A 20,407-nucleotide genomic window follows, 5' to 3' on the forward strand; every position below is an offset into this window, starting at 1 on the left:
AATGAGCACTGAAACCCTGCCCGATCTGCCGCAGATCTGGCTGCCCTATACCCAGATGAAAACCGCGCCGACGCCTCTGGTCGCCACGCGCACCGAAGGCACGACGATTGTGCTGGAAGACGGGCGCGAGCTGGTCGATGGCATCGCCTCGTGGTGGACGGCCTGCCATGGCTATAACCATCCGCATATACGCGCTCGTGTCGGCGCGCAGCTTGAGCGTATGCCGCATGTGATGCTCGGCGGTCTGGTGCATGAACCGGTGAAAGAGCTGGCGCGTCGTCTTGCGGCCCTCTTGCCGGGCGATCTCGACCATTGCTTCTTTACCGATAGCGGCTCGGTCGCGGTCGAAGTCGCCATGAAAATGGCGATCCAGTACTGGATCAATCGCGGGGTGCAGGGGCGGAAAAAGCTGCTGTCTTTCCGTGATGGCTATCATGGCGACACGCTGGCCACGATGTCGATCTGCGACCCTGAAGAAGGCATGCACAGCCTTTTCGCCGGGGCTTTTCCCGAGCAGGTGCTCGCCGATCTGCCACGCGATGAGGCGGGTATCGACGCGCTCGACGCGCTTCTGGCCCAACGCGGTCAGGAGATTGCGGCCATCATCCTCGAACCGCTGGTTCAGGGGGCGGGCGGCATGATCTTTCACGCGCCCGATGTGCTGGTTCGTCTGCGTGCGCTCGCCGACAAGCATGATGTGCTGCTGATTCTCGATGAGATCTTCACCGGATTCGGGCGCACCGGCACCATGTTTGCCTGTGAGCAGGCCAGAATTGTTCCCGATATTATCACGCTTTCCAAGGCGCTGACCGGTGGCACCATGGCGCTGGCGGCCACCGTGGCGCGCCGTCATGTGTTCGAGGCCTTTTTGTCGGATTCGCCCATGGCCGCGCTGATGCATGGGCCGACTTTCATGGCCAACCCGCTCGCCTGTACGGCGGCATGCGCCTCGCTGGAGATTTTCGAGCGTGAGCCCCGTCTCGTTCAGGTGGCTGCCATCTCGCGTCAGCTTTGCGAAGAACTGAAGCCCTGTCGCACCCTGCCGGGCGTGCGTGACGTGCGCGTTTTGGGCGCGATTGGCGTGGTCGAACTCGATTCCATCGATGACATGAACCGTCTCAAGGCCGCGCTCGTCGCTTGTGGCGTCTGGGTGCGCCCATTCCGCCATATCATCTATCTGACGCCAGCCTTTACGATCGTCCCCGACGCTCTGACCGTGCTCACAAGCGCCATTCAGAGCGTCATTCGCGAGGGCGCGTTTCGCAAGTGCGCTTGAACTTCCAGCAAGGAACTGTGCGATGAGCCTCGTTCTCGTCCCGCCTTTCACGCATGACACGGCACGCCAGAAAGTGCGCTGCGCCGAAAATGGCTGGAACAGCCGCAACCCTGAGCAGGTTGCTTTGGCCTATAGCCCCGACAGCGTCTGGCGCAATCGCGACGTCTCTCTTCAAGGACGCGACGCGATTATCGCGTTTCTGCAGGAGAAATGGGCCAGAGAACATGATTATCGCCTGATCAAGGAGTTATTCGCCTATGACGCTGCGCGTATCGCCGTGCGCTTCGCTTATGAATGGCACGACGCTGCCGGTCAGTGGGTTCGCTCCTATGGCAATGAAAACTGGGTATTCGATACCGAAGGCCTGATGGCGCGTCGTATGGCCTCGATCAACGACGTGCGCATCGCGGAAAAAGATCGCCTGTTTTTCTGGCCACAGGGTACGAGACCCGAAAACCATCCGTCCCTGAGCGAACTCGGTCTCTGAGGGGTGATTTGCGGGGCGCTGCCCCGCCCCCCGGAAAGGGGCGAGCCCTTTCATCCCGATTGAGGGTATCCAGAGGGCGACGGCCCCTTGGGTGTGGGATGAGGCAAAGCCCCATGAAGCCCGCTCAGTTCAGTACAGCGCAGGCGATACGCGCACCAGCGCCGCCGATGGGCTGGGTGGTGTAATCGTCGGGGCTCGTATGGACGATCAGAGCCGAGCCATCGGCGTCTTTGAGCGCGGGGCGGCCATCGGCGCCGTGAAGGGAAACAAGGTCGAATAGAGTTCGACCGTCGCGGTGCCATCCTTGGCGACGTAAAGATTGGGCAGGTCGCCTGCATCGGTAGCATTGGGCGTAAGCAGGCCGTGCAGGACTGGGGTGACGGCGTGCACATGGCCACCGGCACTGGTGAATTTTGGCGGGGTACAGCTGCCTTTTTCATGAAAATGCATGCCGTGCCAGCCGGGGGCAAGGCCTTCGGCAACGATGTGCAGCAGCACGCCCTTCGGGGCGTCGGTCACGGTCACGGTGCCATGGGGCTTGCCATCGGTGCCAAGCAGCGTGCCCCCCGCCGTATCGGCGGCATAGGCATGCGAGGAGGCAGTGACAGCCAGAGCGAGAGAAAAGAGCGAAAGGGTATTCTTGAAAACTGCGCGCATGAATCGGGCCTTTTACAGACGGCGTTGAGCGGAGCCTGATAAAATTACATCGGAACGATCGAAGCTTGCCTGAGCTGAGAGCGCTTCGCAACATCGAGAGCGATCTGGGTCGCTTCCTTTCTGGAACGTATGAACGGCAAAAGGTTTTGTCTCGCGAGTAGACGGAAAACACGGACAACAACGATAGGCTCGCGGGCGCTGTCTGTGCCCAGGAAGGAAAGACGACATGCTTGAACTCAGGCCTGGCTGCGAATGCTGCGATCGCGATCTGCCCCCCGACACGGATCAGGCGATGATCTGCTCGTTCGAATGCACCTTCTGTCGGGATTGCGCCACGATCAGGCTCGACGGGTTCTGCCCTAATTGTGGAGGCGATCTCGTCAGGCGACCGGTAAGGCCTTCCCGGTATCTCGCGCGTGCACCGGCCTCGACGCGGCGGGTTTTCAAGCCGCTCGGCTGCGCGTGAGGAGCGTAGGCGCTTAAAACCGATTTTCGTGACGCTCCTGTCGGGCTTTCGATAGGCTCATGGCTGCAGCGATTTGCAGAGACAGGTAGCCGCCCGTTTCAGTAGCTGTCATGTGTGCGGCTCGTGCTGCCCGGTGATGAAATCCAGGGATTGAAATAAGATGGCTGGAAACGCGTCTGGTGGTTCTGGGGGGCTGATACGCTGGCTGGGGGTCGTGTCTCTGCCTGTCGCACTGGCCGTGGGGTTTGCGGCTGCGGCGGGCTGGCTCAGCCCGCATCGCGTGACGCCGGACACGTTGCTTGCCGCGCTTCAGGGCGTCGATGGCGCGCATCCGGGATTTCGACGCAATCACGCCAAGGGCGTCTGCGTGGCGGGCTGGTTTGAAGGCAATGGTCAGGCAGCGTCTTATTCTTCCGCTTTTGCCTTCGATACGAAGCGTGTGCCGGTGATTGGGCGTTTCGCGCTGGCGGGAGGCATGCCCTATCAGGGCGATGCGCCTGGCAAGGTGCGCAGTATGGCCCTCGCGTTGAAAGGGCCGGGTGGGCAGGAATGGCGCATGGGGCTGAACGATATCCCGGTCTTTCCTGTCAGCACACCGCAGGAGTTTCAGGCGTTGCAACAGGCTGTTCGCCCAGTGGCGGGAACGGGTAAACCCGACCCGCTGGCGATCAGGCGTTTTCGCACGGCGCATCCCTGGCTGGCCTCGGCAGGCAAGGCACTGGCAGAGCGGCCGATCACGTCGGGTTTTGAAAACGACACTTATCGCAGCCTCGACAGCTTCGTGCTGCATGGCGTCGATGGGCACAGCACAGCCATGCGGTTTGCAATGGTGCCGGAGGAGCAGAAATTTGCCGATTTGCCGGGCAGGGGGGAGAACGCGTCATTCGATCAGCTCAATGAAGCGATCTCGGCCCATCCGTTACGCTGGACCCTGGTGCTGACACTAGCGGGAGCAGGCGATGCGGTGAGCGACCCGAGCCGGATCTGGTCAGATAAGGACCAGCAGATCACCGCGGGTACTTACCTTGACCCGTCTTGCGAGCGAGACAGGGGGTGATTGCACGGGCATCACATTCGATCCGCTGGTCTTGCCCGAGGGGATCATGGCCTCCGACGATCCGGTTCTTCAGGCGCGCTCGGCTACTTATATGCGTTCTTTCGGCGAGCGCTCGCGGGAAAAACGACCTGTCCCCGCTTACGATCCGGCTGTCGTGCCCGGTCTGGAACCCGGTGCGAAAACCGGCTCAGACAGTGTCTCGCCGGAGAAAGCCTCATGAATCCGATCGTGTTTTTCGCGCGTTCCTCGCGTGTGTTGCACTGGCTGATGGCAGTGTTGATTCTGGTGATGCTGTTTGTGGGCGTGTTCATGGCGGCGAGTGTCGGGCCTGCCTATCATGCGCTCGTCGGGTTTCACCGTCCTCTCGGGATCGCCCTGTTGGCGCTGGTCGTCCTGCGTCTGATCAATCGTTTCTTTCATCGCCCACCCACCTTGCCGATCGATTTGCCGCCGCTCATGGTGTTTGGAGCCAAGGCCTCGCACTGGGCGCTCTACGCGCTGATGATGGCGCTGCCTCTCATAGGGTGGGCCATGCTTTCTGCAGGCGGGTATCCGATCCCGCTTTTCGGTAACGACGTGCTGCTACCCCCCATTTTGCCTCACGACGCAGCTTTATGGGGCTGGCTGCGCCTTGCCCATACGGTTCTGGCTTTTGCCCTTTTCGCGCTGATCATGGCGCATGGCGGGGCCGCTTTGTTTCATTTTCTGATCTGCCGTGACAGCGTCCTGCAAAGCATGGTCGGCGCCGGTTCAGTCTCCCCGACGAAGAGCGTCTCGCCTCGCGTGACTGATTGAGCGCCTAAATCGTGCAGAGGAGCCTTATGGCTCGCTCTGTTCGATCGGTATGGTCGGCCCCCCTTCGGCTCTGGCCACCGATGTTGATCAGTCGCATACCGATGCGGCAGATCGTGTTTGCGTCGGTGTGGCTCCGGTAAAGGCGCCTTCGTACGATCGGCCCGATGCGGCGCAAACAGAGCTGTGAACAGGCTGCAAGAGCGAGGTGCTGTAGTGAAGGCATTATCCTGATCGTCGATCCGACAAACGCCGGGCGATGCACCTATGCCGGCATGATGCAGCAAGAAGATCGGAGGTTTCGGAGCTGTAGCGGCATCGATCTACTGCGCCGGGCATAAAAAAAGCGGCCCGAAGGCCGCTTCTTTCCGATAACCGAAAGCCTGGTGATCAGTCTTCGATCTGGAACGACAGACCCTGACCGCCAGCTGCCAGATGAGCACCGCGCGTGGCCGTGGTGATCTTGATCTTCACGCCATTGCTGTTGCTCAGAATCGCGCCGCCGATTCCGCGATCGAGCGTGGCATCGCCATTCAGCGCACCATAACCGCCGTCGAAATCGTGCAGGTTCTTGAGGTTGTAGACGATGCCCGTGGCTTCGATCTTCGAGAAGCCGACAGCGGCGATATTGCCGCCCGAGATCTTGAAGCGATAGGTCTTGTGACCATAGGTCAGCGTGCCCTGGCCCCAAGTATAGCCGATGCCCACATCAGCCGATTTGGCGGTGAGGGTAATATGGCCGACCGGCGTGCCAAGGGCGTCGGGTGCGGCATGCGCTACGGGCATGACGGCCAGAGCGGCTGCAGCGAAGGTGGAAGCGGCAAGTGCCCGGCGGGTAAATGAGCGCATCTGAATTGTTCCTCTCAAAAAGGGAATGCGTTGTGCAGCGTTAACTCACCGCATCAATTTTCGTTCCCGACTTGGCCTCAGATCGCGAGGCAGTGAAAACCAGGCCCGGAGCGCCTAGCCGCGTTGCGGCGGCGCCATGAAATCGGGCTCGATCGGGTCGGGAACATGGGCGCGCAGAATGGCCTCGATTTCGTTCCTATCCTGAGCGCTTAACTCCCAGCCAAAGGCGTCGTCGATCCCTTCGATCTGTTCGGGCTTGCGTGCGCCCCAGAGCGCAACAGTTGGCCCCTGATCGAGTACCCAGCGAATGGCGAGGGGCAGCATCGACTTGTCATGGCGGGCGGCAATGGCCTTCAACGCCTCGACAGCTTCCAGATAGCGGTCAAACACCGGCGGCTGGAATTTCGGATCGCTGCTCCTCAGATCATCTTCCGCAAAGCGCGTCTCACGGGTCATTTTCCCAGCCAGAAGCCCACGACAGAGCGGGCCATAGGCCATCACGATTGCGTTATGTGCCTTCGCATAGGGCAGGATATCGCGCTCGGTGGTCACGCGTTCAAACAGATTATAAGGCGGCTGGATCGTGCTGATTGACGTGATTGCAGCGAAGCTTTCCATATCTTTTACGGAAAAATTGCTGACACCGATCGCCCTGATCTTGCCTTCCTGTCGCAGTTTTTCCAGCTCATGAGCCGTTTCTTCGACGGGAGTTTTGCCGTCTGGCCAATGGACCTGCTCCAGATCGATCACGTCGGTTTTCAGGCGACGCAAAGAATCTTCGACTTCTTTACGCACACGCTCGGGGCGGCTGTCTCGATAGACTTTATGATCGTCTGTCCAGGCCAGGCCAAGCTTTGTCGCCAGCACGACGTCCTTGCGTCTACCGCCTTCCAGCGCGCGACCGATGACTTCTTCACTATGGCCAAAGCCGTAGACCGGGGCCGTGTCGATGAAGTTGATTCCGTTATCCAGAGCGCGGTGAATGGTGCGTATGGCGTTGTCGTCATCGGGGCCGCCCCACATCCAGCCGCCAATCGCCCAGGTGCCGAGGGCGATGCGAGTCACGGGTTTGTCGAGGCCCTTGATGGTAATCCTGTCTGCCGTCTTCATGATTTTGCTCCATTCAGAAATGGTGACATCGCGTTCCATACGGTTGCGCAGGGTGATCGTTGCCTCACTTGCGCCTGTGCAGCGACGAGGCATCACCGTTTTCATGACCAGAACCGATCGTTTTATGCCTGTGCTTGATCATCTCGGCCTCGGGATGACGCTGCTTTTGCCGGTTTTTCTGACCCACGGCCGGATCTTTTCGGAGATCACGATGGATCTGCTGGCGCTTGGTCTGCTGGCGCGCTCCGCATTGGGGCTGGGTTGGGGCTGGGCGCGTCAGTTCTGGGTGCGTTTGGCCCTGCTCTGGTGGGGATGGCAGATCGTGTGTTCTCTGCCTCATATCGGGCTGGGCTCATCCCAGGCGCTGACACAGGCCGTGCTGGCCATCCGTTTTCCGCTCATGGCGGTGGCCTTGCAGGTCTGGACGCTATCGACGGGCAAGGCGCGCCGGGCCATGGCCTCGGTGCTGGTCGCGTGCTGCCTCTATTTCGTGCTGCAATTCGTCGTTCAGGCGGTGTTCGGTCACAATCTCTTCGGCTATCCGCGCTATATCGACGGTACGCTGACCGGCCCCTATGCCCATCCGCGCGCTGCGGCGCCCTTTTCGCGTCTCGTTCTGCCCGTCATGATGCTCGGCTGTGCGTGGCTCGTCGCCCATGCTGGTAAAAGTGGGGTGACAGCCGATCGTACCGCAAGGTTGCGCGGTTTTCTGGCCATGAGCGTTTTGGCTATCGGTGTGGTGGCGGTGATGGTTCTTGCGGGCCAGCGTATCCCCATGGCTTTGACGGTATTGGGCATGGCCGTCTGTGCGCTGTTTTATCGTCCGCTGCGTCCCGCTGCGTTGGCTGCCCTATGCAGCTGCCGGTACTGGTGCTTCTCGCGAGGCTTTTCGCGCCACAGGCTTTTCATCACCTTGTCATTCTGGCGGCGCAGCAGCTCTCCCATTTCTGGCAGTCGCATTACGGTCTGGTTTTCACCCGAGCGGTTGTCATGGCACAGGCCCACCCTGTTACCGGACTTGGTTATGATGCATTCCGCCACGCCTGCGCGAATCCGGCCTATCAGCATGGTCTGCCCTGGCTCAGCGCGGCGCAGGACGGCGGCGGCACAGGCATATGCGTGCAGCATGCACATAATCACTACTTGCAGGCTCTGACCAATGCCGGGCTGCCGGGGCTGTTCCTCTTCGGAGGGCTCGTTTTTGCGTGTCTGCGGGCGCTCTGGCCCGTGCAGGGCACGCATCACGCCTGGCGTATCGGGTTGTTCGCCGCTTTTTTCGTGCAGGAATGGCCATTGGCGTCTGCCAGCGACTTCCTCAATCTGCCACTGGGTGGCTGGGCCTTCATGTTGCTCGGTGTGGGGCTGGCGGAGGCCATGGCGTGCGCTGCCTCTGTTCCTCCCTCGTCTGCCACCCTATATGCTGAGCCCATAGCAACCCTTCGCTAGCACCCGGAGTGCCGATGTCAGAGACCAAGATTCCCGTCACCGTTCTCACAGGCTTTCTCGGTGCCGGAAAAACCACGCTGCTCAACCATATTCTCGCTACCGAGCATGGGCGCAAATATGCCGTGCTCGTCAACGAATTCGGTGAGCTTGGCGTTGATGGCGATCTGGTGGTCGATGCGGACGAAGAGGTCTTCGAGACCAATAACGGCTGTATCTGCTGCACGGTCCGAGGCGATCTGATCCGTATCCTGGGCAGTCTGCTGCGCCGTCGCGGCAAGTTCGATGGGATCATCGTCGAGACCACGGGCCTTGCCGATCCGGCGCCCGTTGCCCAGACTTTCTTCGTCGATGAAAATCTGCGTGAGAAATCCCGACTGGACGCGGTTGTTACCGTAGTTGACGCCTATAACGTCATGCAGACCCTCGATGAGAGCCCCGAGCTGTCAGCCAGGTGGCGTTCGCCGATGTGATTATTCTCAACAAGACCGATCTGGTTGACGAGGCCGGGCTTGAAGCCATCGAGGCCCGTCTGCGCGGTATCAATGTCAGCGTACAGATTCATCGCGCCTGCCATAGTGCGGTTGCGCTGAGCAATGTGCTCGATCAGGGCGGGTTCGACCTTGAGCGCGCCCTGGAAACCATGCCCGATTTCCTCGAAAACTCTGAGCATTCACATGAAGAAGGCGTAACCAGCATGTCCTTCTCCGTGTCGGAGCCGCTCGATGAGCCGCGCTTTCAGGCCTGGATCGGTGCGCTGCTTCAGGAGCGCGGAGCCGATATCCTGCGTTCGAAGGGCATCCTGCATTTTGCCGGTCAGGAAGAACGCTTTGCGTTTCAGGCCGTGCATATGATGGCTGACGGCGATTACATCGGTAAAGGCAAGGAAGGAGACAGCAAGGAGTCCCGCATCGTGTTTATCGGGCGCGATCTGAACCGTCCGCAGCTGCGCCGTGGTTTCGAAAGCTGCCGCGCATGAGCGAGATGACCGAACTCCTTGCCACGCGTGGTGCGGAAAAGTCGATCGGGTCGCCGGTTACCGTCGTTGCCTGCGCCCGTGACGGCCAGACCTTCGCGCTGGGTACGGTTGAGGGGGAGATCTTTCTCATTCCCGTGGCAGGCTCAAGCATCCCGAGACCTGGCAGCGGGTCGAGGTCCACGATGGCGCCGTTCTCTGCCTTGCTCCCGATACGGGCAAGACCGGTTTCGTCTGCGGAGGCGAGGATAACCGCCTGTGTCGCATCGAGACCGATGGCAGCGTTAGCGAGCTATATCGTGGACGGCGCTGGGTCGATTGCGTGGCCACGACCACGGCCAATATCGCGTTCTCGGTTGGCAAGCAGCTCGAAATTCGCGACGCTTCCGGTCAGATCACGCTGAAAACCCTCGATCATCCCTCGACCGTGACGGGCATTGTCTTTGACGCCAAGGGCAAGCGCGTGGCTGCGTCGCATTATAATGGCGTGTCCATGTGGTTTGTGGGGGCCAAGATCGACACGGTGCGCCCGCTGGAATGGAAGGGCAGTCACACTGCCCTCGCCATCCATCCTGGCGGTGAAGCGCTTGTGACCGCCATGCAGGAGAATGACCTGCATGGCTGGCGTCTGTCAGACAGCCATAACATGCGCATGAGCGGCTATCCCAAGCGTGTTACCTCGCTGTCTTTCACTCGAAACGGGCGCTGGCTGGCGACATCGGGCGCGGATGCGATCGTGCTCTGGCCGTTCTTCGGTGGCGGCCCCATGGGTAAGCCGCCTACCGAGATAGCGCGTCTGCCTGGTGTTTTCTGTTCCGCTGTTTGTGCGCATCCGAAGAATGACATCATCGCAGCCGGTTTCGAAGATGGCTCGGTGCTGCTCGCAGAACTCGGTTCGGAGCGCGTTCTGCCGATCTGTCTCGGCAAACGCGGCAAGGTAACGGGCCTCGTTTTCTCGCCGCTCGGCGGGGTCATGGTGTTTGGTACCGATGACGGTGTGATCGCGGCTGTCGATCTGTCTTCTGCCGGGTGATGTAATCATGGGGCTTTGCCCCATCCCCCATCAAAGGGCAGTCGCCCTTTGGAAATCCGATTTAAAGGAATAAAAGAGGCGGCCCTTTATCTAGGAAGCGGGGCGGCGCCCTGTAGATTTTGCCCAGTTGCGGCCCCGGCGTTCGGGTTTCTTAAAACGGCAATCCGTCAAAGCCCCTGAGGCTTGCTCCTGTCAGCACCAGCAGTTCGGCGATAATGGCGGTTGCGCCAAGAACGTCGCCGGTATAGCCGCCAATTAGGCGATAGGCGACGCTGCATAGGCCAAGTGTGCCGAGGCAAGCGACCAGAAACAGCGACAGGGCGCCTAGCACGGAAAGCGAGCTGGCGATCACCGCCGTGAACAGCATGGCGATCAGAAGACAGCGTGCGGGAAGGTGTCTGAGCTGGTGGGCGAGCCCGTCTGCGCGGGCTGGGCGCAGCCACAGGAGGGGCAGCATGAGAGCTAGACGTGAAAAGGCGCCGGCTGTCATGAGGATGGAGATGATATGCAGTGGCTGGGCGGCGAGCGTGTTCATCGTGCCCGCACGCAGCAGCATCACGAGGCTGAGCGCGAGCCCGCCATAGCTGCCGATACGGCTGTCTCGCATGATTTCCAGGCGTTTCTGGGGAGTGTTTCCGCCGAACAGTCCATCCACGCAATCGGCAAAGCCGTCTTCGTGCAGGGCGCCCGTCAGAACAAGCTGGGCGACTATGGCCCAGCCGGTGGCGACGATGGCAGGCATGCCGAGCGTGATGCCAAGCACCAGAACGGCGCCGGTCAGGGCGCCGATCGCACCGCCGATGAGAGGCCAGCACCAGCTGGAGCGGGCAAGGTTGATGTCACCGTGAGCCGAGTAGAGCCAGCCCGTCGGCAGGCGCGTAAGCAGGCTCAAGCCTGCGGCCAGATCTGCGCGTATGTCAGTCATCTCTCTTTATGATTATTCGTTCGCTTTTATTGTGGATTGCAACATCGCTGAAACTCGCCATACCGTTGTGACAGGCGAGTGCGGCCCGCACAAGCGGAATGGCCAAAGCCGCGCCCGACCCTTCGCCTAGTCGAAGCTGAAGGTCGAGCAGGGGATCGAGGCCGAGAAAACCGGCAAGCTGGCGATGGCCTTGCTCCTGCGATTGATGGGCAAGGCGCGTATGATCCAGCTGTCGGGTCGAGCCGGGCAAGCGGCGCAACGGCGGCGGTCACGACAAATCCATCCAGAAGCACCGGAATGCGCCGGTGGCGCGCCGCCAGTGAGGCACCCATCAGGCGGCAAGCTCCCATCCACCGTAGATGCGAGTGAGATCGAGGGGGCTGTGGTTGCGCCCGTGCAAGGCAAGTGCCCTGTCGATGACTCGGGCCTTTCGGGTCAGGCCTGCCTCATCAAGTCCAGCGCCCCGGCCTGCCCAGTATGATCCGTCCTGGCCGAAAAGTGCGGCCGCGAGGGCGGCAGCCGCGGTCGTGTTACCAACGCCCATTTCGCCAAGCGCCAGCAGATCGCAGTGTTCTGGCACGGCGTCATACCCTGTCGACACAGCGGCAAGAAAGGCCTCGGGTGAAAGCGCCGGATGAAGCGTGAAATCCGCGCTGGGTATGAGTTCGCCGATCGGTATAACATGCAGATGCGCACCGGCGATTTTTGCGAGCTGGTTGATGGCCGCGCCCTGCTGCATGAAATTATCGACCATGGCAGCGGTCACACTGGCGGGCCATGAAGAGACATTCTGGGCAAGAACGCCGTGATTGCCGGCAAAAATGCAGAGATCGACCTGATCGACTTGCAAGGGGCGCCAGGCGCCAAACCATTCGACAAGCTCTTCCAGTCGCCCGAGGCTGCCTGCGGGCTTGGTCAGCACTGCCTCGCGTGCCTGTATCTGCGATACGGCCCGCCTGTCGGGGAGAGGCAGGGCAGTGCAGGCTGCGTGAAGAGCCTCGATCGAGTGGAAAGGTGACATAGCGCCTTTCTGTTGAGATAAGCATTGTTCTGCAAGAGGAAGCGCGTGATGAATTCCATTCTGGTTCTGGGTGGTGCGCGTTCGGGCAAGAGTCGCCACGCCGAAGCGTTGATAACGGCCCAGTCCGGGCCTTGGCGCTATGTGGCTACGGGGCGCGCCTGGGACGATGAAATGCGCGCGCGTATTGCCCTGCACCGCACGCAGCGTGGGGCAGGGTGGGAAACGATCGAGGCCCCTCTCGATCTGGTCTCTGCCTTGCATGGATCTCAGCCGGTTCTGATCGATTGTCTGACCTTATGGCTAACCAATTTAATTTTGGATGAACGCGATATTGAAGCGGCGACGGAAAGCCTGCTTGATGCGTTGCGGCACCGCGCGGCCCTGACGGTTCTCGTCGGCAATGAGGTTGGGCTTGGGATCGTCCCCGATAACGCGCTGGCCCGGCGCTTCAGGGATGAAGCCGGGCTGCTGCATCAGAAACTGGCCCATGAAGCGCGCCGCGTGCTGTTTGTCGCAGCAGGCTGCGCATTGGAGATGAAATGACGGCAGAAGACGAAACCACCCGCTATCGCGAGAAAATGCAGCATCGCAAGGCGGTGCAGGATCGCGAGGTAGCCGAAAAGACGATCGAAAAAGGGCTGCTCGCCGTTCATACCGGGCCGGGAAAAGGTAAGTCCACAGCCGCTTTCGGGTTGGCGCTGCGCATGCTCGGCTACGAGCGCAAGGTGGTGGTGGTGCAGTTCATAAAGGGAGCTTGGGATACGGGTGAGCGCCGGGCGCTGATGCGCTTTGGCGATCTGGCGCAGTTTCATGCGCTGGGTGAGGGTTTTACCTGGGAGACGCAGGACCGCGCGCGCGATATTGTGGCGTGCATCCGTGCATGGGAGCAGGCTCTGGTGGCTCTGGCGCAGGAGGATGTGGCGCTCGTCGTGCTCGACGAGCTCAATATCGCCCTGCGTTATGGCTATCTCGACGAAGCGACCGTCATGGCGGGGCTGCGCAATCGCCCGCCACAGCAGCATGTGGTGATCACCGGGCGCAATGCGCCTGCCTGGTTGACTGAGGCTGCCGATCTCGTGACCGAAATGACGCTGGTGAAGCATCATTTCAAGGATGGGGTGAAGGCACAGCAAGGGGTCGAATTTTGAGCTCACGTGCTCTGATGTTTCAGGGAACTGGGTCCAATGTCGCAAGTCGGTGCTGGTCGCCGGGCTTGCCCGTGCTTTGACGCGACGCGGGCTGAAAATCCGCCCGTTCAAACCGCAGAACATGTCCAATAATGCCGCCGTCACGGCTGACGGGGGCGAGATAGGTCGTGCCCAGGCCTTGCAGGCTCTGGCCTGCGGCGTGGCGCCGAGCGTTCATATGAATCCCGTCCTGCTCAAACCGCAATCGGAGCACGGGTCGCAGATCATCGTGCAGGGCAGGGTATGGGGTCAGAGGCACGCGCGTGGTTATCAGGAGGTCAAGCCTTTGCTGATGCCTGCCGTGCTCGACAGTTTCGCCCGATTGCAGGATGAGGCCGATATTGTTCTGGTCGAGGGAGCGGGGTCGGCATCGGAGGTCAATCTCAGATGCAACGACATCGCCAATATGGGTTTTGCCGAAGCGGCAGATCTGCCGGTCATCCTGATCGGCGATATCGACAGGGGCGGAGTGATCGCGAGCCTCGTCGGCACGCAAACCGTACTTCCCTCATCGGATCACAAGCGTATCAAGGGATTCATCGTCAATCGTATGCGGGGAGATCCGAGCCTGTTCGATGACGGGATGCGGTTCATCGCCGAGAAGACGGGTTGGGCATCTTGCGGGCTCGTGCCGTTTTTCGCGCGTATGAGGGAGCTGCCGCCTGAGGATACGGGTGATCTCGCGGCAGGCTGGCAGGGCAGCGGCGCGCTGCGTATCGCCGTGCCGCTCATGCCCATGATAGCCAATTTCGACGATCTCGATGCCCTGCGTGCCGAGCCTGCGGTGTCGTTGGCATTCATATCGCCCGGCGATGCGCTGCCGCCTTGCGATCTGGTGATTCTGCCGGGATCAAAGGCCACGATAGCCGATCTGGATTTTTTCTATGCCCAGGGCTGGGATGTCGATCTCAGGACGCATTATCGACGTGGTGGACGTATTCTGGGTCTTTGCGGCGGGTATCAGATGCTCGGGCGCAGCATTGCCGATCCAGGAGGTGTGGAGGGCATTCCACGCCAGCGCTCAGGACTGGGTTATCTGGATATCGAGACCGAACTGCAGCCGATGAAGACCGTGCGGCAGATCGGTGGCAGTCTGCTTGGGTCAGGGGCACCGGTCTCAGGATATGAAATTCATGCAGGCACAAGTTTCGGTCCGGGAACGGCGCGTCCGTTCGTCAGGTTTTCCGATGGTCGATATGACGGGGTGCAGTCGGAAGGGGGGCAGGTCTGCGGGACCTATCTTCATGGCCTGTTCGATAGTGCCGCATCGCGTGCAACGATATTGGCACAGTTCGGCCAGGTATCAGATCCGTTCGATAACACGCAGCGAATCCTGTCTGCGCTCGACGCCCTGGCAGATCACCTCGACGACCATTTATCGATCGAGCAGATGCTGTCGTTATGCTGAAGTTCGGGGTTTGTGCGGTGTCGGCAGAGCTAGGTCAGTAAGCGGGCAGTGCTCTGGCCTGCTCGGAAAACAGCATACGCACATAATTCAGGGCATCGAGCATCACACCATTCTCACGAACGGCGTAAGGGTCGCCTTTGACTGAAAGGCAGACCGTTTCCTGCTCGCTCGATGTCGCGACCTTCGGGAGATAGACACGGCTTACATTTTCGAGAAGATTCCAGACAACTCGTACGGATACGGGCTGCTGTGCTGTCTTGTTCAGAATTTCTGTGTCGGAGTTGAGGAAGGAAATGGCCTCGCTCAGATCGTCGCTTTCGGTGGCGGTATTCTTTGAGGCGCTTTCGGTTTCAAAAACAAGATCGTCGCCGAAAACCATTTTCGACTCATAATAGTCATTATGCAATATCGGCGAATTTTGCACCAGCTCCGAACTAATTGCCGGAGTGTTCCAGCGATTTTCCGTCATATACTGAGTGCCGCTTGGTGTATTAAAGTTATGCATCTCGATCTCCGGTCTTGATTATGTATCAGTTGCCGCTTTTTCTGGTGAGACATTCGTAAATGCTGTGATACCTACCAACGTCCTTAAAAGTGTTTAACGGAATGTAACGAGTATGATTATATCGTACATCTCTGTTGTTTCACTTTTACGTTCTTCAACCTTTGCTGAAATGCTGTGTAAAAACAAGGCCCGTTTTGGCAACGCGTTGTTCGTTTTTATCGAACGCGCTCTGTGAGAAAAAATGAAAAAGAAGATCAATTTCAATGGGATGATGTATTTTATGTCGGTGGTCGAGGCGGGGTCTGTCTCTGCAGCAGCGCGAAGCCTGGGAGTGTCAAAAAGCGTTATCAGCAAGTCCATCAGCGATCTGGAAGCGACATTGCAAACCAGTCTCCTGGTGCGAACGTCAAAACAGATTTTGCCAACGCGGGCAGGCGACGCCTTTTACAAGCGGTGCAACGCCGGAATCACGGAGATCGAAACAGCTTATCTCGACGCTCAGTATCATGGCGCGTCGCCGCAGGGAGAACTGCGTGTGCTCGCAAACGCAGCTTACGGGCGCTACGTCGTTCTGCCTGTGGTGCAGGCTTTTGCTGTGCGTTATCCGGCCTGTCGTGTCAGTTTCAACCTTGCGGATGATGTGTCGGAGGCCAGGATGAGATCGTTCGACGTGGCGATCCGCACACGCAGTTTCGATGACCATGCGCTGCATGTCCGGCGGATCGGCAGCTTCAAGCGTCATCTTGTCATTGGGAAAGAGTTTCAGGAGCGATGGGGCCCTGTCGACAGTTTCGAAGCGCTGCACCGCCTGCCATTTATCGACTATGTCAATCACATCGGAGCGGCAGGCTGGATTTTCAGCGACGGCGTGTCGGAACGGAATATCCAGTTTGACTCGAGGCTGTCTCTCGGGCCGATCAATCTGGTGCTTGAGAGCGTCATGGACGGGCTTGGATTTTCGGTCATGCCGAGTTTTCTCTACGACCACCCCATAGTGCAGCCCCGGATAAAACTCCTCTTGCCCGAATGGTCGGCAGAATCGGGAAGCATTCTTGCCTACACGTATCCCGCGAGGCAGCGTTCGGCAGCGGTGCGGATTTTTGTCGACTGGGTTGCCTGTGCAGCGCAAGGCCTGCCTTTCCCGGATTGAAGGCGGTAAGGCACTTTACCCGACGCGCCTCGATTGCACGCGTCATGCAGGGACAGTCTCAGCGCATGATCCAGCGCTGTCTCTCCGGCGAGCGTTGTTCCCAGCCGCGTCGTTCCAGTTCGGGGGTGTCATGCGACTCGTCAGGATAGCCGACACAGAGATAGGCCATGAAGCGCCATTCCGGTGCGGCGCCAAGCAGGGCGTTCATATGGTTGGGGTCCAGAATCGATACCCAGCCCATACCGACATTATGGGCCTGCGCGGCGAGCAGAAGCTGTGAATGGCCATCACAGCAGACCACTGGACGGTTTCTGGCATGGTCAGGCGGCCGAGGCCACGCCCTTGTGCAGGATCGGGATCGCAAAAAACAGCAATATGATGGGGTGCCCGGTCTAGGCCGGCCAGTTTCAGCTGTGCATAGGATTGGCTGTCAGATTCGTTGCGTGCGTTGAGCGCCTCTGCATTGCGTTCGGCAAATTCCGCCCTGACGGCGTTCCGTCTGGTTTCGTCGTCCACGCGCATGAAGCGCCACGGCTGGCTGAGCCCTACCGAAGGCGTGGTGCAGGTCAGAGCCAGCATGTGGTCCAGGACGGTTTCAGGTACAGGATCGCGCCTGAAATGGCGAACGTCGCGACGCCACTCAAAAAGCGTATCGAGCTGGTCGCGAAAGGATTGGTCGAATACCGGGGACATCAGACATTTACTCCAGTCAACAGGCCCAGCAGACAGATCGCCTGAATCAAACACCCGAGGCGATACAGCCTCAACGCCCTTGCGAGATCCTTTTGCCCGGCGTCGTCTCTCCCATTCCCCATCCAGGAATCGGCAACGACAACGCCATCATACTGTCTCGGGCCTGCCAGACGCAAAGCAAGGGCTCCCGCCATGGCTGCTTCGGGCCATCCGGCGTTCGGCGAGCGGTGGCGCGCGGCGTCACGCCTTATGGCCCCGATCGCACCTCTGACCGAGCCGCCTGGGAAAAGGGCGGCGAGGCATAGCCATAATGCGGTAAGGCGTGACGCCGGGATATTGACGCAATCGTCGCAAAGCGCCGCAGCCCTGCCGAAGTCGCGATAGCGGGGCGAAAGATGGCCGATCATGCTGTCAGCGGTGTTGATTGCCTTGTAAGCGACCGCTCCGGGCAGTCCGAACACGGCCAGCCAGAAAACGGGAGCGACAACGCCATCCGAGAAATTCTCGGAGAGACTCTCGATGGCGGCGCGCACGATTCCGGCGCTATCGAGCGTCTCCGGGTCGCGCCCGACAATCTGCGATACGGCGCGTCTCCCTCCCGCAAGGCCACCCTGCTTCAATCCCGTCAACACGGCACGAACATGGTCATGAAGCGCACGCTGGGCGATGAGCGTGCTGGCACAAAGGGCCTCCAGGGAGAGGCAGAGGCCTCGTGGCATAAAATGATGCAGCAAAATCTGCGCCGCGATCGTGATGCCTACCGGCAGGGCAATGATCAGCCCAAGCGCGAGTAGTCCGCAGGCCCGCCCACGCAAAATGGATTTCTCTCCACCGAGTAAGTGATCGAGCGTCGTGATCAGGCGTCCGATCCATGTTACCGGATGGCCGATCCGGCGAAAAATCGCGTTCGGATACCCGAAAGCCGCCTCGATCAGAAGGGCGCAAAGGGTCAGGGAAAGGAACATGAAACGAAATGACCGGGCTGCATGAGAAGGCGGACCATAGCATGACACCCTGGCCGGTGCATGGTGGTCGATTGAGCGAATTGGCGCGGCTTTTCCCCGATGCTCCCGTGCCGTGGATCGATTTGTCGACTGGCATCAACCCTCACGCCTACAAACCGGCAAGGCTGGACCTGTCGCTGATGCAGCGCCTGCCAGACCCTTTGGAGGAGCAGGCCCTGCGCTTTGCCGCCGCAGAGGCGTACGGCGTCTCCCCGGACCACGTTCTTGCCGGCGCCGGTACGCAGATGCTGATCGGCCTCATGCCGGTCTTCCTCTCCCGTTTTTTCACACCGTCGGTCATCCGTATTCTCGGGCCGACCTATAGCGGTCACGGAGCCGCCTGGCGCGAGGCAGGTTTTGCAATCGACCATGCGCCTCACGGAGCGGCTCTCCCCATGCCTGCCAAGCGTATGGTGAGCGTGCTCTGCTCGCCGAATAACCCGACCGGGCATCGCCTCACCCTCGCTGAAATCGCCTCTCTTGCAGAAAGCCATGCCCGTTTCGGTGGCATGATCGTCGTCGATGAGGCCTTTGCCGATTTTTCCCCCGAGAGCGCAGCCTCTCTGCTGCCGCATCCGGGGCTCGTCATCTGTCGCTCCTTTGGCAAGGCCTATGGTCTGGCTGGAGTGAGAATCGGCTTCCTGCTCGGCTCTCATCCGGTTCTTCACGCTATGCGCGCCGCCATGGGACCGTGGCTCGTCAGCACGCCAGCCTGTCATATCGGCCGCGATGCCTTTGCGATCGTGACTGGCGCATGGCCACGGCGCCACGTCTGGAACGCGAAATGACCGCCCTGCGTCATGTGGTGACGCAGGCTGGTCTGGATTTCGTGGGAGGCACTTCCCTGTTCAGCCTTTTTCGCTCGCCCGATGCCCAGAAGATCTGGGAAATTCTCGCTCGGGCCGGTTTCCTCGTGCGTCGCTTCGACTGGGACGATACGCTTTTGCGTTTCGGCCTGCCGCCGGATGAGACCAGTTTGCGAAGGCTCTCCAGGGCTCTTGGGTGAGGGGCTGCTATCAGGTTTTGCTCCCTCCCGCACCAGAGATCGGTCTCCCTTCCGGAAACCTATTTGGAGGGGATGAAAGGGGGGCGGTCCTTTCCATGGGGGCAGGGCAGCACCCTGCTGAACTCGCCCGGTTGCGGCCGGAGCGCTCAAGGGGCGTTGCCCTGCCTGATTTTTACGCGCTGCACTATGGGACGATCTCTGATTGATTCAGGCAGAATGCGTCGGTATCCTCGGCGTATCATGAGCAATTCTTCTTCACCTGATGTGGCTGGGTCGCGCCGCGCCCTCGAGCTACGCCCGATCGATCTCGGCGGTGGCGTCGTTATCGAGACGCCGGTCATTCTGGCCCCGATGTCGGGGGTGACCGATCTGCCGTTTCGTCAGCTTGCGCGCGATCTGGGTGCGGGGCTGGTCGTCTCGGAAATGATCGCCTCATGGGCGATGGTGCGGGAAAACGAAAACACACTGCGCATGGCGCGTAGTGCCGAGAACGGCCCGAATTCGGTGCAGCTCGCCGGATGCGATCCCGAGGCCATGGCGCAGGCGGCAAAGATCGCAGTCGATCAGGCGCCGATCTCATCGATATCAATTTCGGCTGCCCCGTAAAGAAGGTGGCCGTCGGGCAGTCCGCAGGTTCGGCATTGATGCGTGACGAGGTGAAGGCGGCAGCCCTGCTGGAAGCCACGGTCAAGGCCGTATCGGTGCCGGTCACGCTCAAGATGCGTATGGGCTGGGACCATCAGTCGCTCAATGCCTCCCATCTGGCTCGCATTGCCGAAGATGTGGGCATACGCTTGGTGACGGTGCATGGCCGCACGCGGCAGATGTTCTATAACGGCACGGCAGACTGGGATTTCGTCAGGACGGTGAAGGAGAGCGTGAAGCTTCCGGTCATCGTCAATGGCGATATCGTCTCTATCCAGAATGCGCGTGACGCACTGGCCGCCTCGGGCGCCGATGGCGTCATGATCGGCCGTGGCTGCTATGGCAGGCCGTGGTTTCTGGCTCAGGTCGCGCAGTCTCTTCGCTCGGGTGAAGACATGCCCGACCCCGATCTGGCGACAGAGAAAGATATTGTGCTGCGTCACTACGGTATGATGCTAGCGCATTTCGGCGAGAGACCGGGCCTGCGTCTCGCGCGCAAGCATGTGTCCTGGTATTCGCACGGCCTGCCGGGTTCGGCGGCGTTTCGCGCCAGCATCAACAAGATGGATCAGGCGCAGGACGTCATCGATCATCTCACGGCATTTTACGATCAGCAGATTGCCAATGGAGTGATCCGCGATCGCGAGAGCACCCATCAGCGCCCTGATACGCTCGAAGAAGCAGCCTGAATGCGTTCCGATGACGGTCTCTTCAGCG

General features: G+C 60.1%; 19 protein-coding genes and 7 pseudogenes. 17 read left to right on the forward strand and 9 right to left on the reverse strand.

Features of this window, described 5'->3' with window-relative positions; genetic code table 11:
• Position 1 precedes the first annotated feature (1 nt).
• Positions 2-1,276 carry an adenosylmethionine--8-amino-7-oxononanoate transaminase gene (locus tag JCM25414_RS02250; protein ID WP_025840589.1) on the forward strand — a complete coding sequence of 425 codons (1,275 nt, stop codon included), beginning with the start codon at positions 2-4 and terminating at the stop codon, positions 1,274-1,276.
• Between the two features lie 22 nt (positions 1,277-1,298).
• On the forward strand, positions 1,299-1,763 hold the full coding sequence (locus JCM25414_RS02255) for a nuclear transport factor 2 family protein (RefSeq protein ID WP_025840590.1): 465 nt from the start codon (positions 1,299-1,301) through the stop codon (positions 1,761-1,763).
• A 124-nt stretch (positions 1,764-1,887) separates the two neighbouring features.
• On the opposite strand, the pseudogene sodC reads toward JCM25414_RS02255, so the two are convergent.
• Positions 1,888-2,420 (reverse strand): annotated as a pseudogene (gene sodC, locus JCM25414_RS16280) (superoxide dismutase[Cu-Zn]).
• 226 nt (positions 2,421-2,646) lie between these two features.
• Here sodC and JCM25414_RS02265 point away from each other — a divergent pair.
• The 5 genes from JCM25414_RS02265 to JCM25414_RS23260 all read left to right on the forward strand — a co-directional run bounded on the left by JCM25414_RS02265 (position 2,647) and on the right by JCM25414_RS23260 (position 4,925).
• Positions 2,647-2,886, forward strand: coding sequence for a DUF1272 domain-containing protein (locus tag JCM25414_RS02265; RefSeq protein ID WP_025840591.1), 240 nt, complete (start codon positions 2,647-2,649; stop codon positions 2,884-2,886).
• 160 nt (positions 2,887-3,046) lie between these two features.
• Positions 3,047-3,943: a catalase gene (locus JCM25414_RS16285; RefSeq protein WP_242403278.1), complete on the forward strand. Its 897-nt coding sequence runs from the start codon at positions 3,047-3,049 to the stop codon at positions 3,941-3,943.
• Entirely contained in the window at positions 3,912-4,163 is a 252-nt protein-coding gene (locus JCM25414_RS24270; RefSeq protein ID WP_242403280.1) for a hypothetical protein, read from the forward strand. The genes JCM25414_RS16285 and JCM25414_RS24270 overlap by 32 nt, the downstream gene beginning before the upstream one ends.
• Complete coding sequence (locus JCM25414_RS02275; protein WP_025840592.1) at positions 4,160-4,738, forward strand: cytochrome b; 579 nt, start codon at positions 4,160-4,162, stop codon at positions 4,736-4,738. The genes JCM25414_RS24270 and JCM25414_RS02275 overlap by 4 nt, the downstream gene beginning before the upstream one ends.
• A 49-nt stretch (positions 4,739-4,787) precedes the next feature.
• Positions 4,788-4,925 carry a hypothetical protein gene (locus JCM25414_RS23260; RefSeq protein ID WP_159101694.1) on the forward strand — a complete coding sequence of 46 codons (138 nt, stop codon included), beginning with the start codon at positions 4,788-4,790 and terminating at the stop codon, positions 4,923-4,925.
• Between the two features lie 200 nt (positions 4,926-5,125).
• Here the strand turns inward: JCM25414_RS23260 and JCM25414_RS02285 are convergent, their stop codons facing one another.
• The 3 genes from JCM25414_RS02285 to JCM25414_RS26345 all read right to left on the reverse strand — a co-directional run bounded on the left by JCM25414_RS02285 (position 5,126) and on the right by JCM25414_RS26345 (position 7,352).
• A complete protein-coding gene (locus JCM25414_RS02285; RefSeq protein WP_025840593.1) occupies positions 5,126-5,584 on the reverse strand; it encodes a hypothetical protein in 459 nt (152 codons plus the stop codon).
• A gap of 114 nt (positions 5,585-5,698) precedes the next feature.
• Entirely contained in the window at positions 5,699-6,694 is a 996-nt protein-coding gene (locus JCM25414_RS02290; RefSeq protein ID WP_025840594.1) for an aldo/keto reductase, read from the reverse strand.
• A gap of 427 nt (positions 6,695-7,121) precedes the next feature.
• Positions 7,122-7,352, reverse strand: coding sequence for a hypothetical protein (locus JCM25414_RS26345; RefSeq protein WP_369345973.1), 231 nt, complete (start codon positions 7,350-7,352; stop codon positions 7,122-7,124).
• 194 nt (positions 7,353-7,546) lie between these two features.
• Between JCM25414_RS26345 and JCM25414_RS24275 the strand changes: the two genes are divergently transcribed.
• From JCM25414_RS24275 to JCM25414_RS16300, 3 genes and pseudogenes are all read left to right on the forward strand, one after another.
• Entirely contained in the window at positions 7,547-8,140 is a 594-nt protein-coding gene (locus JCM25414_RS24275) for an O-antigen ligase family protein (protein ID WP_369345974.1), read from the forward strand.
• A gap of 14 nt (positions 8,141-8,154) precedes the next feature.
• Positions 8,155-9,116: pseudogene (locus tag JCM25414_RS16295) on the forward strand (CobW family GTP-binding protein).
• A gap of 5 nt (positions 9,117-9,121) precedes the next feature.
• Positions 9,122-10,146 (forward strand): annotated as a pseudogene (locus JCM25414_RS16300) (WD40 repeat domain-containing protein).
• 151 nt (positions 10,147-10,297) lie between these two features.
• On the opposite strand, the gene JCM25414_RS02310 reads toward JCM25414_RS16300, so the two are convergent.
• Together JCM25414_RS02310 and cobT are read right to left on the reverse strand one after the other, a co-directional pair.
• Complete coding sequence (locus JCM25414_RS02310) at positions 10,298-11,071, reverse strand: adenosylcobinamide-GDP ribazoletransferase (protein ID WP_025840595.1); 774 nt, start codon at positions 11,069-11,071, stop codon at positions 10,298-10,300.
• Positions 11,064-12,092 (reverse strand): annotated as a pseudogene (gene cobT / locus JCM25414_RS16305) (nicotinate-nucleotide--dimethylbenzimidazole phosphoribosyltransferase). The gene JCM25414_RS02310 and the pseudogene cobT overlap by 8 nt, the downstream one beginning before the upstream one ends.
• Positions 12,093-12,140: 48 nt before the next feature.
• On the opposite strand from cobT, the gene cobU reads away from it, so the two are divergent.
• The 3 genes and pseudogenes from cobU to JCM25414_RS16310 all read left to right on the forward strand — a co-directional run bounded on the left by cobU (position 12,141) and on the right by JCM25414_RS16310 (position 14,687).
• Positions 12,141-12,635: a bifunctional adenosylcobinamide kinase/adenosylcobinamide-phosphate guanylyltransferase gene (cobU, locus tag JCM25414_RS02320; RefSeq protein ID WP_025840596.1), complete on the forward strand. Its 495-nt coding sequence runs from the start codon at positions 12,141-12,143 to the stop codon at positions 12,633-12,635.
• Positions 12,632-13,240 (forward strand): cob(I)yrinic acid a,c-diamide adenosyltransferase, encoded by a 609-nt coding sequence (cobO, locus tag JCM25414_RS02325; RefSeq protein ID WP_025840597.1) that lies wholly within the window; start codon positions 12,632-12,634, stop codon positions 13,238-13,240. The genes cobU and cobO overlap by 4 nt, the downstream gene beginning before the upstream one ends.
• A 14-nt stretch (positions 13,241-13,254) precedes the next feature.
• Positions 13,255-14,687, forward strand: a pseudogene (locus JCM25414_RS16310) (cobyric acid synthase).
• A 34-nt stretch (positions 14,688-14,721) separates the two neighbouring features.
• Here the strand turns inward: JCM25414_RS16310 and JCM25414_RS02335 are convergent.
• A complete protein-coding gene (locus tag JCM25414_RS02335) occupies positions 14,722-15,192 on the reverse strand; it encodes a hypothetical protein (protein WP_206777943.1) in 471 nt (156 codons plus the stop codon).
• Positions 15,193-15,463: 271 nt separating this feature from the next.
• Here JCM25414_RS02335 and JCM25414_RS02340 point away from each other — a divergent pair, with 271 nt between their 5' ends.
• On the forward strand, positions 15,464-16,342 hold the full coding sequence (locus JCM25414_RS02340; protein ID WP_277910970.1) for a LysR family transcriptional regulator: 879 nt from the start codon (positions 15,464-15,466) through the stop codon (positions 16,340-16,342).
• 58 nt (positions 16,343-16,400) lie between these two features.
• On the opposite strand, the pseudogene bluB reads toward JCM25414_RS02340, so the two are convergent.
• Both bluB and cbiB read right to left on the reverse strand, forming a co-directional pair.
• Positions 16,401-17,038: pseudogene (bluB, locus tag JCM25414_RS16315) on the reverse strand (5,6-dimethylbenzimidazole synthase).
• Positions 17,035-18,000, reverse strand: coding sequence for an adenosylcobinamide-phosphate synthase CbiB (cbiB, locus tag JCM25414_RS02350; RefSeq protein WP_025840600.1), 966 nt, complete (start codon positions 17,998-18,000; stop codon positions 17,035-17,037). Before cbiB ends, bluB begins: the two are co-directional and overlap by 4 nt.
• An 8-nt stretch (positions 18,001-18,008) precedes the next feature.
• Here cbiB and JCM25414_RS16320 point away from each other — a divergent pair, with 8 nt between their 5' ends.
• The 3 genes and pseudogenes from JCM25414_RS16320 to dusB all read left to right on the forward strand — a co-directional run bounded on the left by JCM25414_RS16320 (position 18,009) and on the right by dusB (position 20,379).
• Positions 18,009-18,827 (forward strand): aminotransferase class I/II-fold pyridoxal phosphate-dependent enzyme, encoded by an 819-nt coding sequence (locus tag JCM25414_RS16320; protein ID WP_051535639.1) that lies wholly within the window; start codon positions 18,009-18,011, stop codon positions 18,825-18,827.
• Complete coding sequence (locus JCM25414_RS21250) at positions 18,824-19,045, forward strand: hypothetical protein (RefSeq protein WP_148300913.1); 222 nt, start codon at positions 18,824-18,826, stop codon at positions 19,043-19,045. Before JCM25414_RS16320 ends, JCM25414_RS21250 begins: the two co-directional genes overlap by 4 nt.
• A 240-nt stretch (positions 19,046-19,285) precedes the next feature.
• A pseudogene (dusB, locus tag JCM25414_RS16325) lies at positions 19,286-20,379 on the forward strand (tRNA dihydrouridine synthase DusB).
• Positions 20,380-20,407 lie beyond the last annotated feature (28 nt).

Origin of the sequence: Asaia platycodi JCM 25414, from assembly GCF_000614545.1 — a bacterium.
GTDB classification, from domain to species: domain Bacteria; phylum Pseudomonadota; class Alphaproteobacteria; order Acetobacterales; family Acetobacteraceae; genus Asaia; species Asaia platycodi.

Coding starts and splice junctions, on each gene's coding strand:
- JCM25414_RS02250 (WP_025840589.1), top strand. CDS start 2: ATGAGCACTGAAACCCTGCCCGATCTGCCGCAGATCTGGCTGCCCTAT.
- JCM25414_RS02255 (WP_025840590.1), top strand. CDS start 1,299: ATGAGCCTCGTTCTCGTCCCGCCTTTCACGCATGACACGGCACGCCAG.
- JCM25414_RS02265 (WP_025840591.1), top strand. CDS start 2,647: ATGCTTGAACTCAGGCCTGGCTGCGAATGCTGCGATCGCGATCTGCCC.
- JCM25414_RS16285 (WP_242403278.1), top strand. CDS start 3,047: ATGGCTGGAAACGCGTCTGGTGGTTCTGGGGGGCTGATACGCTGGCTG.
- JCM25414_RS02275 (WP_025840592.1), top strand. CDS start 4,160: ATGAATCCGATCGTGTTTTTCGCGCGTTCCTCGCGTGTGTTGCACTGG.
- JCM25414_RS23260 (WP_159101694.1), top strand. CDS start 4,788: ATGGTCGGCCCCCCTTCGGCTCTGGCCACCGATGTTGATCAGTCGCAT.
- JCM25414_RS02285 (WP_025840593.1), bottom strand. CDS start 5,584: ATGCGCTCATTTACCCGCCGGGCACTTGCCGCTTCCACCTTCGCTGCA.
- JCM25414_RS02290 (WP_025840594.1), bottom strand. CDS start 6,694: ATGAAGACGGCAGACAGGATTACCATCAAGGGCCTCGACAAACCCGTG.
- JCM25414_RS26345 (WP_369345973.1), bottom strand. CDS start 7,352: ATGGGCGACGAGCCACGCACAGCCGAGCATCATGACGGGCAGAACGAG.
- JCM25414_RS24275 (WP_369345974.1), top strand. CDS start 7,547: ATGCAGCTGCCGGTACTGGTGCTTCTCGCGAGGCTTTTCGCGCCACAG.
- JCM25414_RS02310 (WP_025840595.1), bottom strand. CDS start 11,071: ATGACTGACATACGCGCAGATCTGGCCGCAGGCTTGAGCCTGCTTACG.
- cobU (WP_025840596.1), top strand. CDS start 12,141: ATGAATTCCATTCTGGTTCTGGGTGGTGCGCGTTCGGGCAAGAGTCGC.
- cobO (WP_025840597.1), top strand. CDS start 12,632: ATGACGGCAGAAGACGAAACCACCCGCTATCGCGAGAAAATGCAGCAT.
- JCM25414_RS02335 (WP_206777943.1), bottom strand. CDS start 15,192: ATGCATAACTTTAATACACCAAGCGGCACTCAGTATATGACGGAAAAT.
- JCM25414_RS02340 (WP_277910970.1), top strand. CDS start 15,464: ATGTATTTTATGTCGGTGGTCGAGGCGGGGTCTGTCTCTGCAGCAGCG.
- cbiB (WP_025840600.1), bottom strand. CDS start 18,000: ATGTTCCTTTCCCTGACCCTTTGCGCCCTTCTGATCGAGGCGGCTTTC.
- JCM25414_RS16320 (WP_051535639.1), top strand. CDS start 18,009: ATGACCGGGCTGCATGAGAAGGCGGACCATAGCATGACACCCTGGCCG.
- JCM25414_RS21250 (WP_148300913.1), top strand. CDS start 18,824: ATGACCGCCCTGCGTCATGTGGTGACGCAGGCTGGTCTGGATTTCGTG.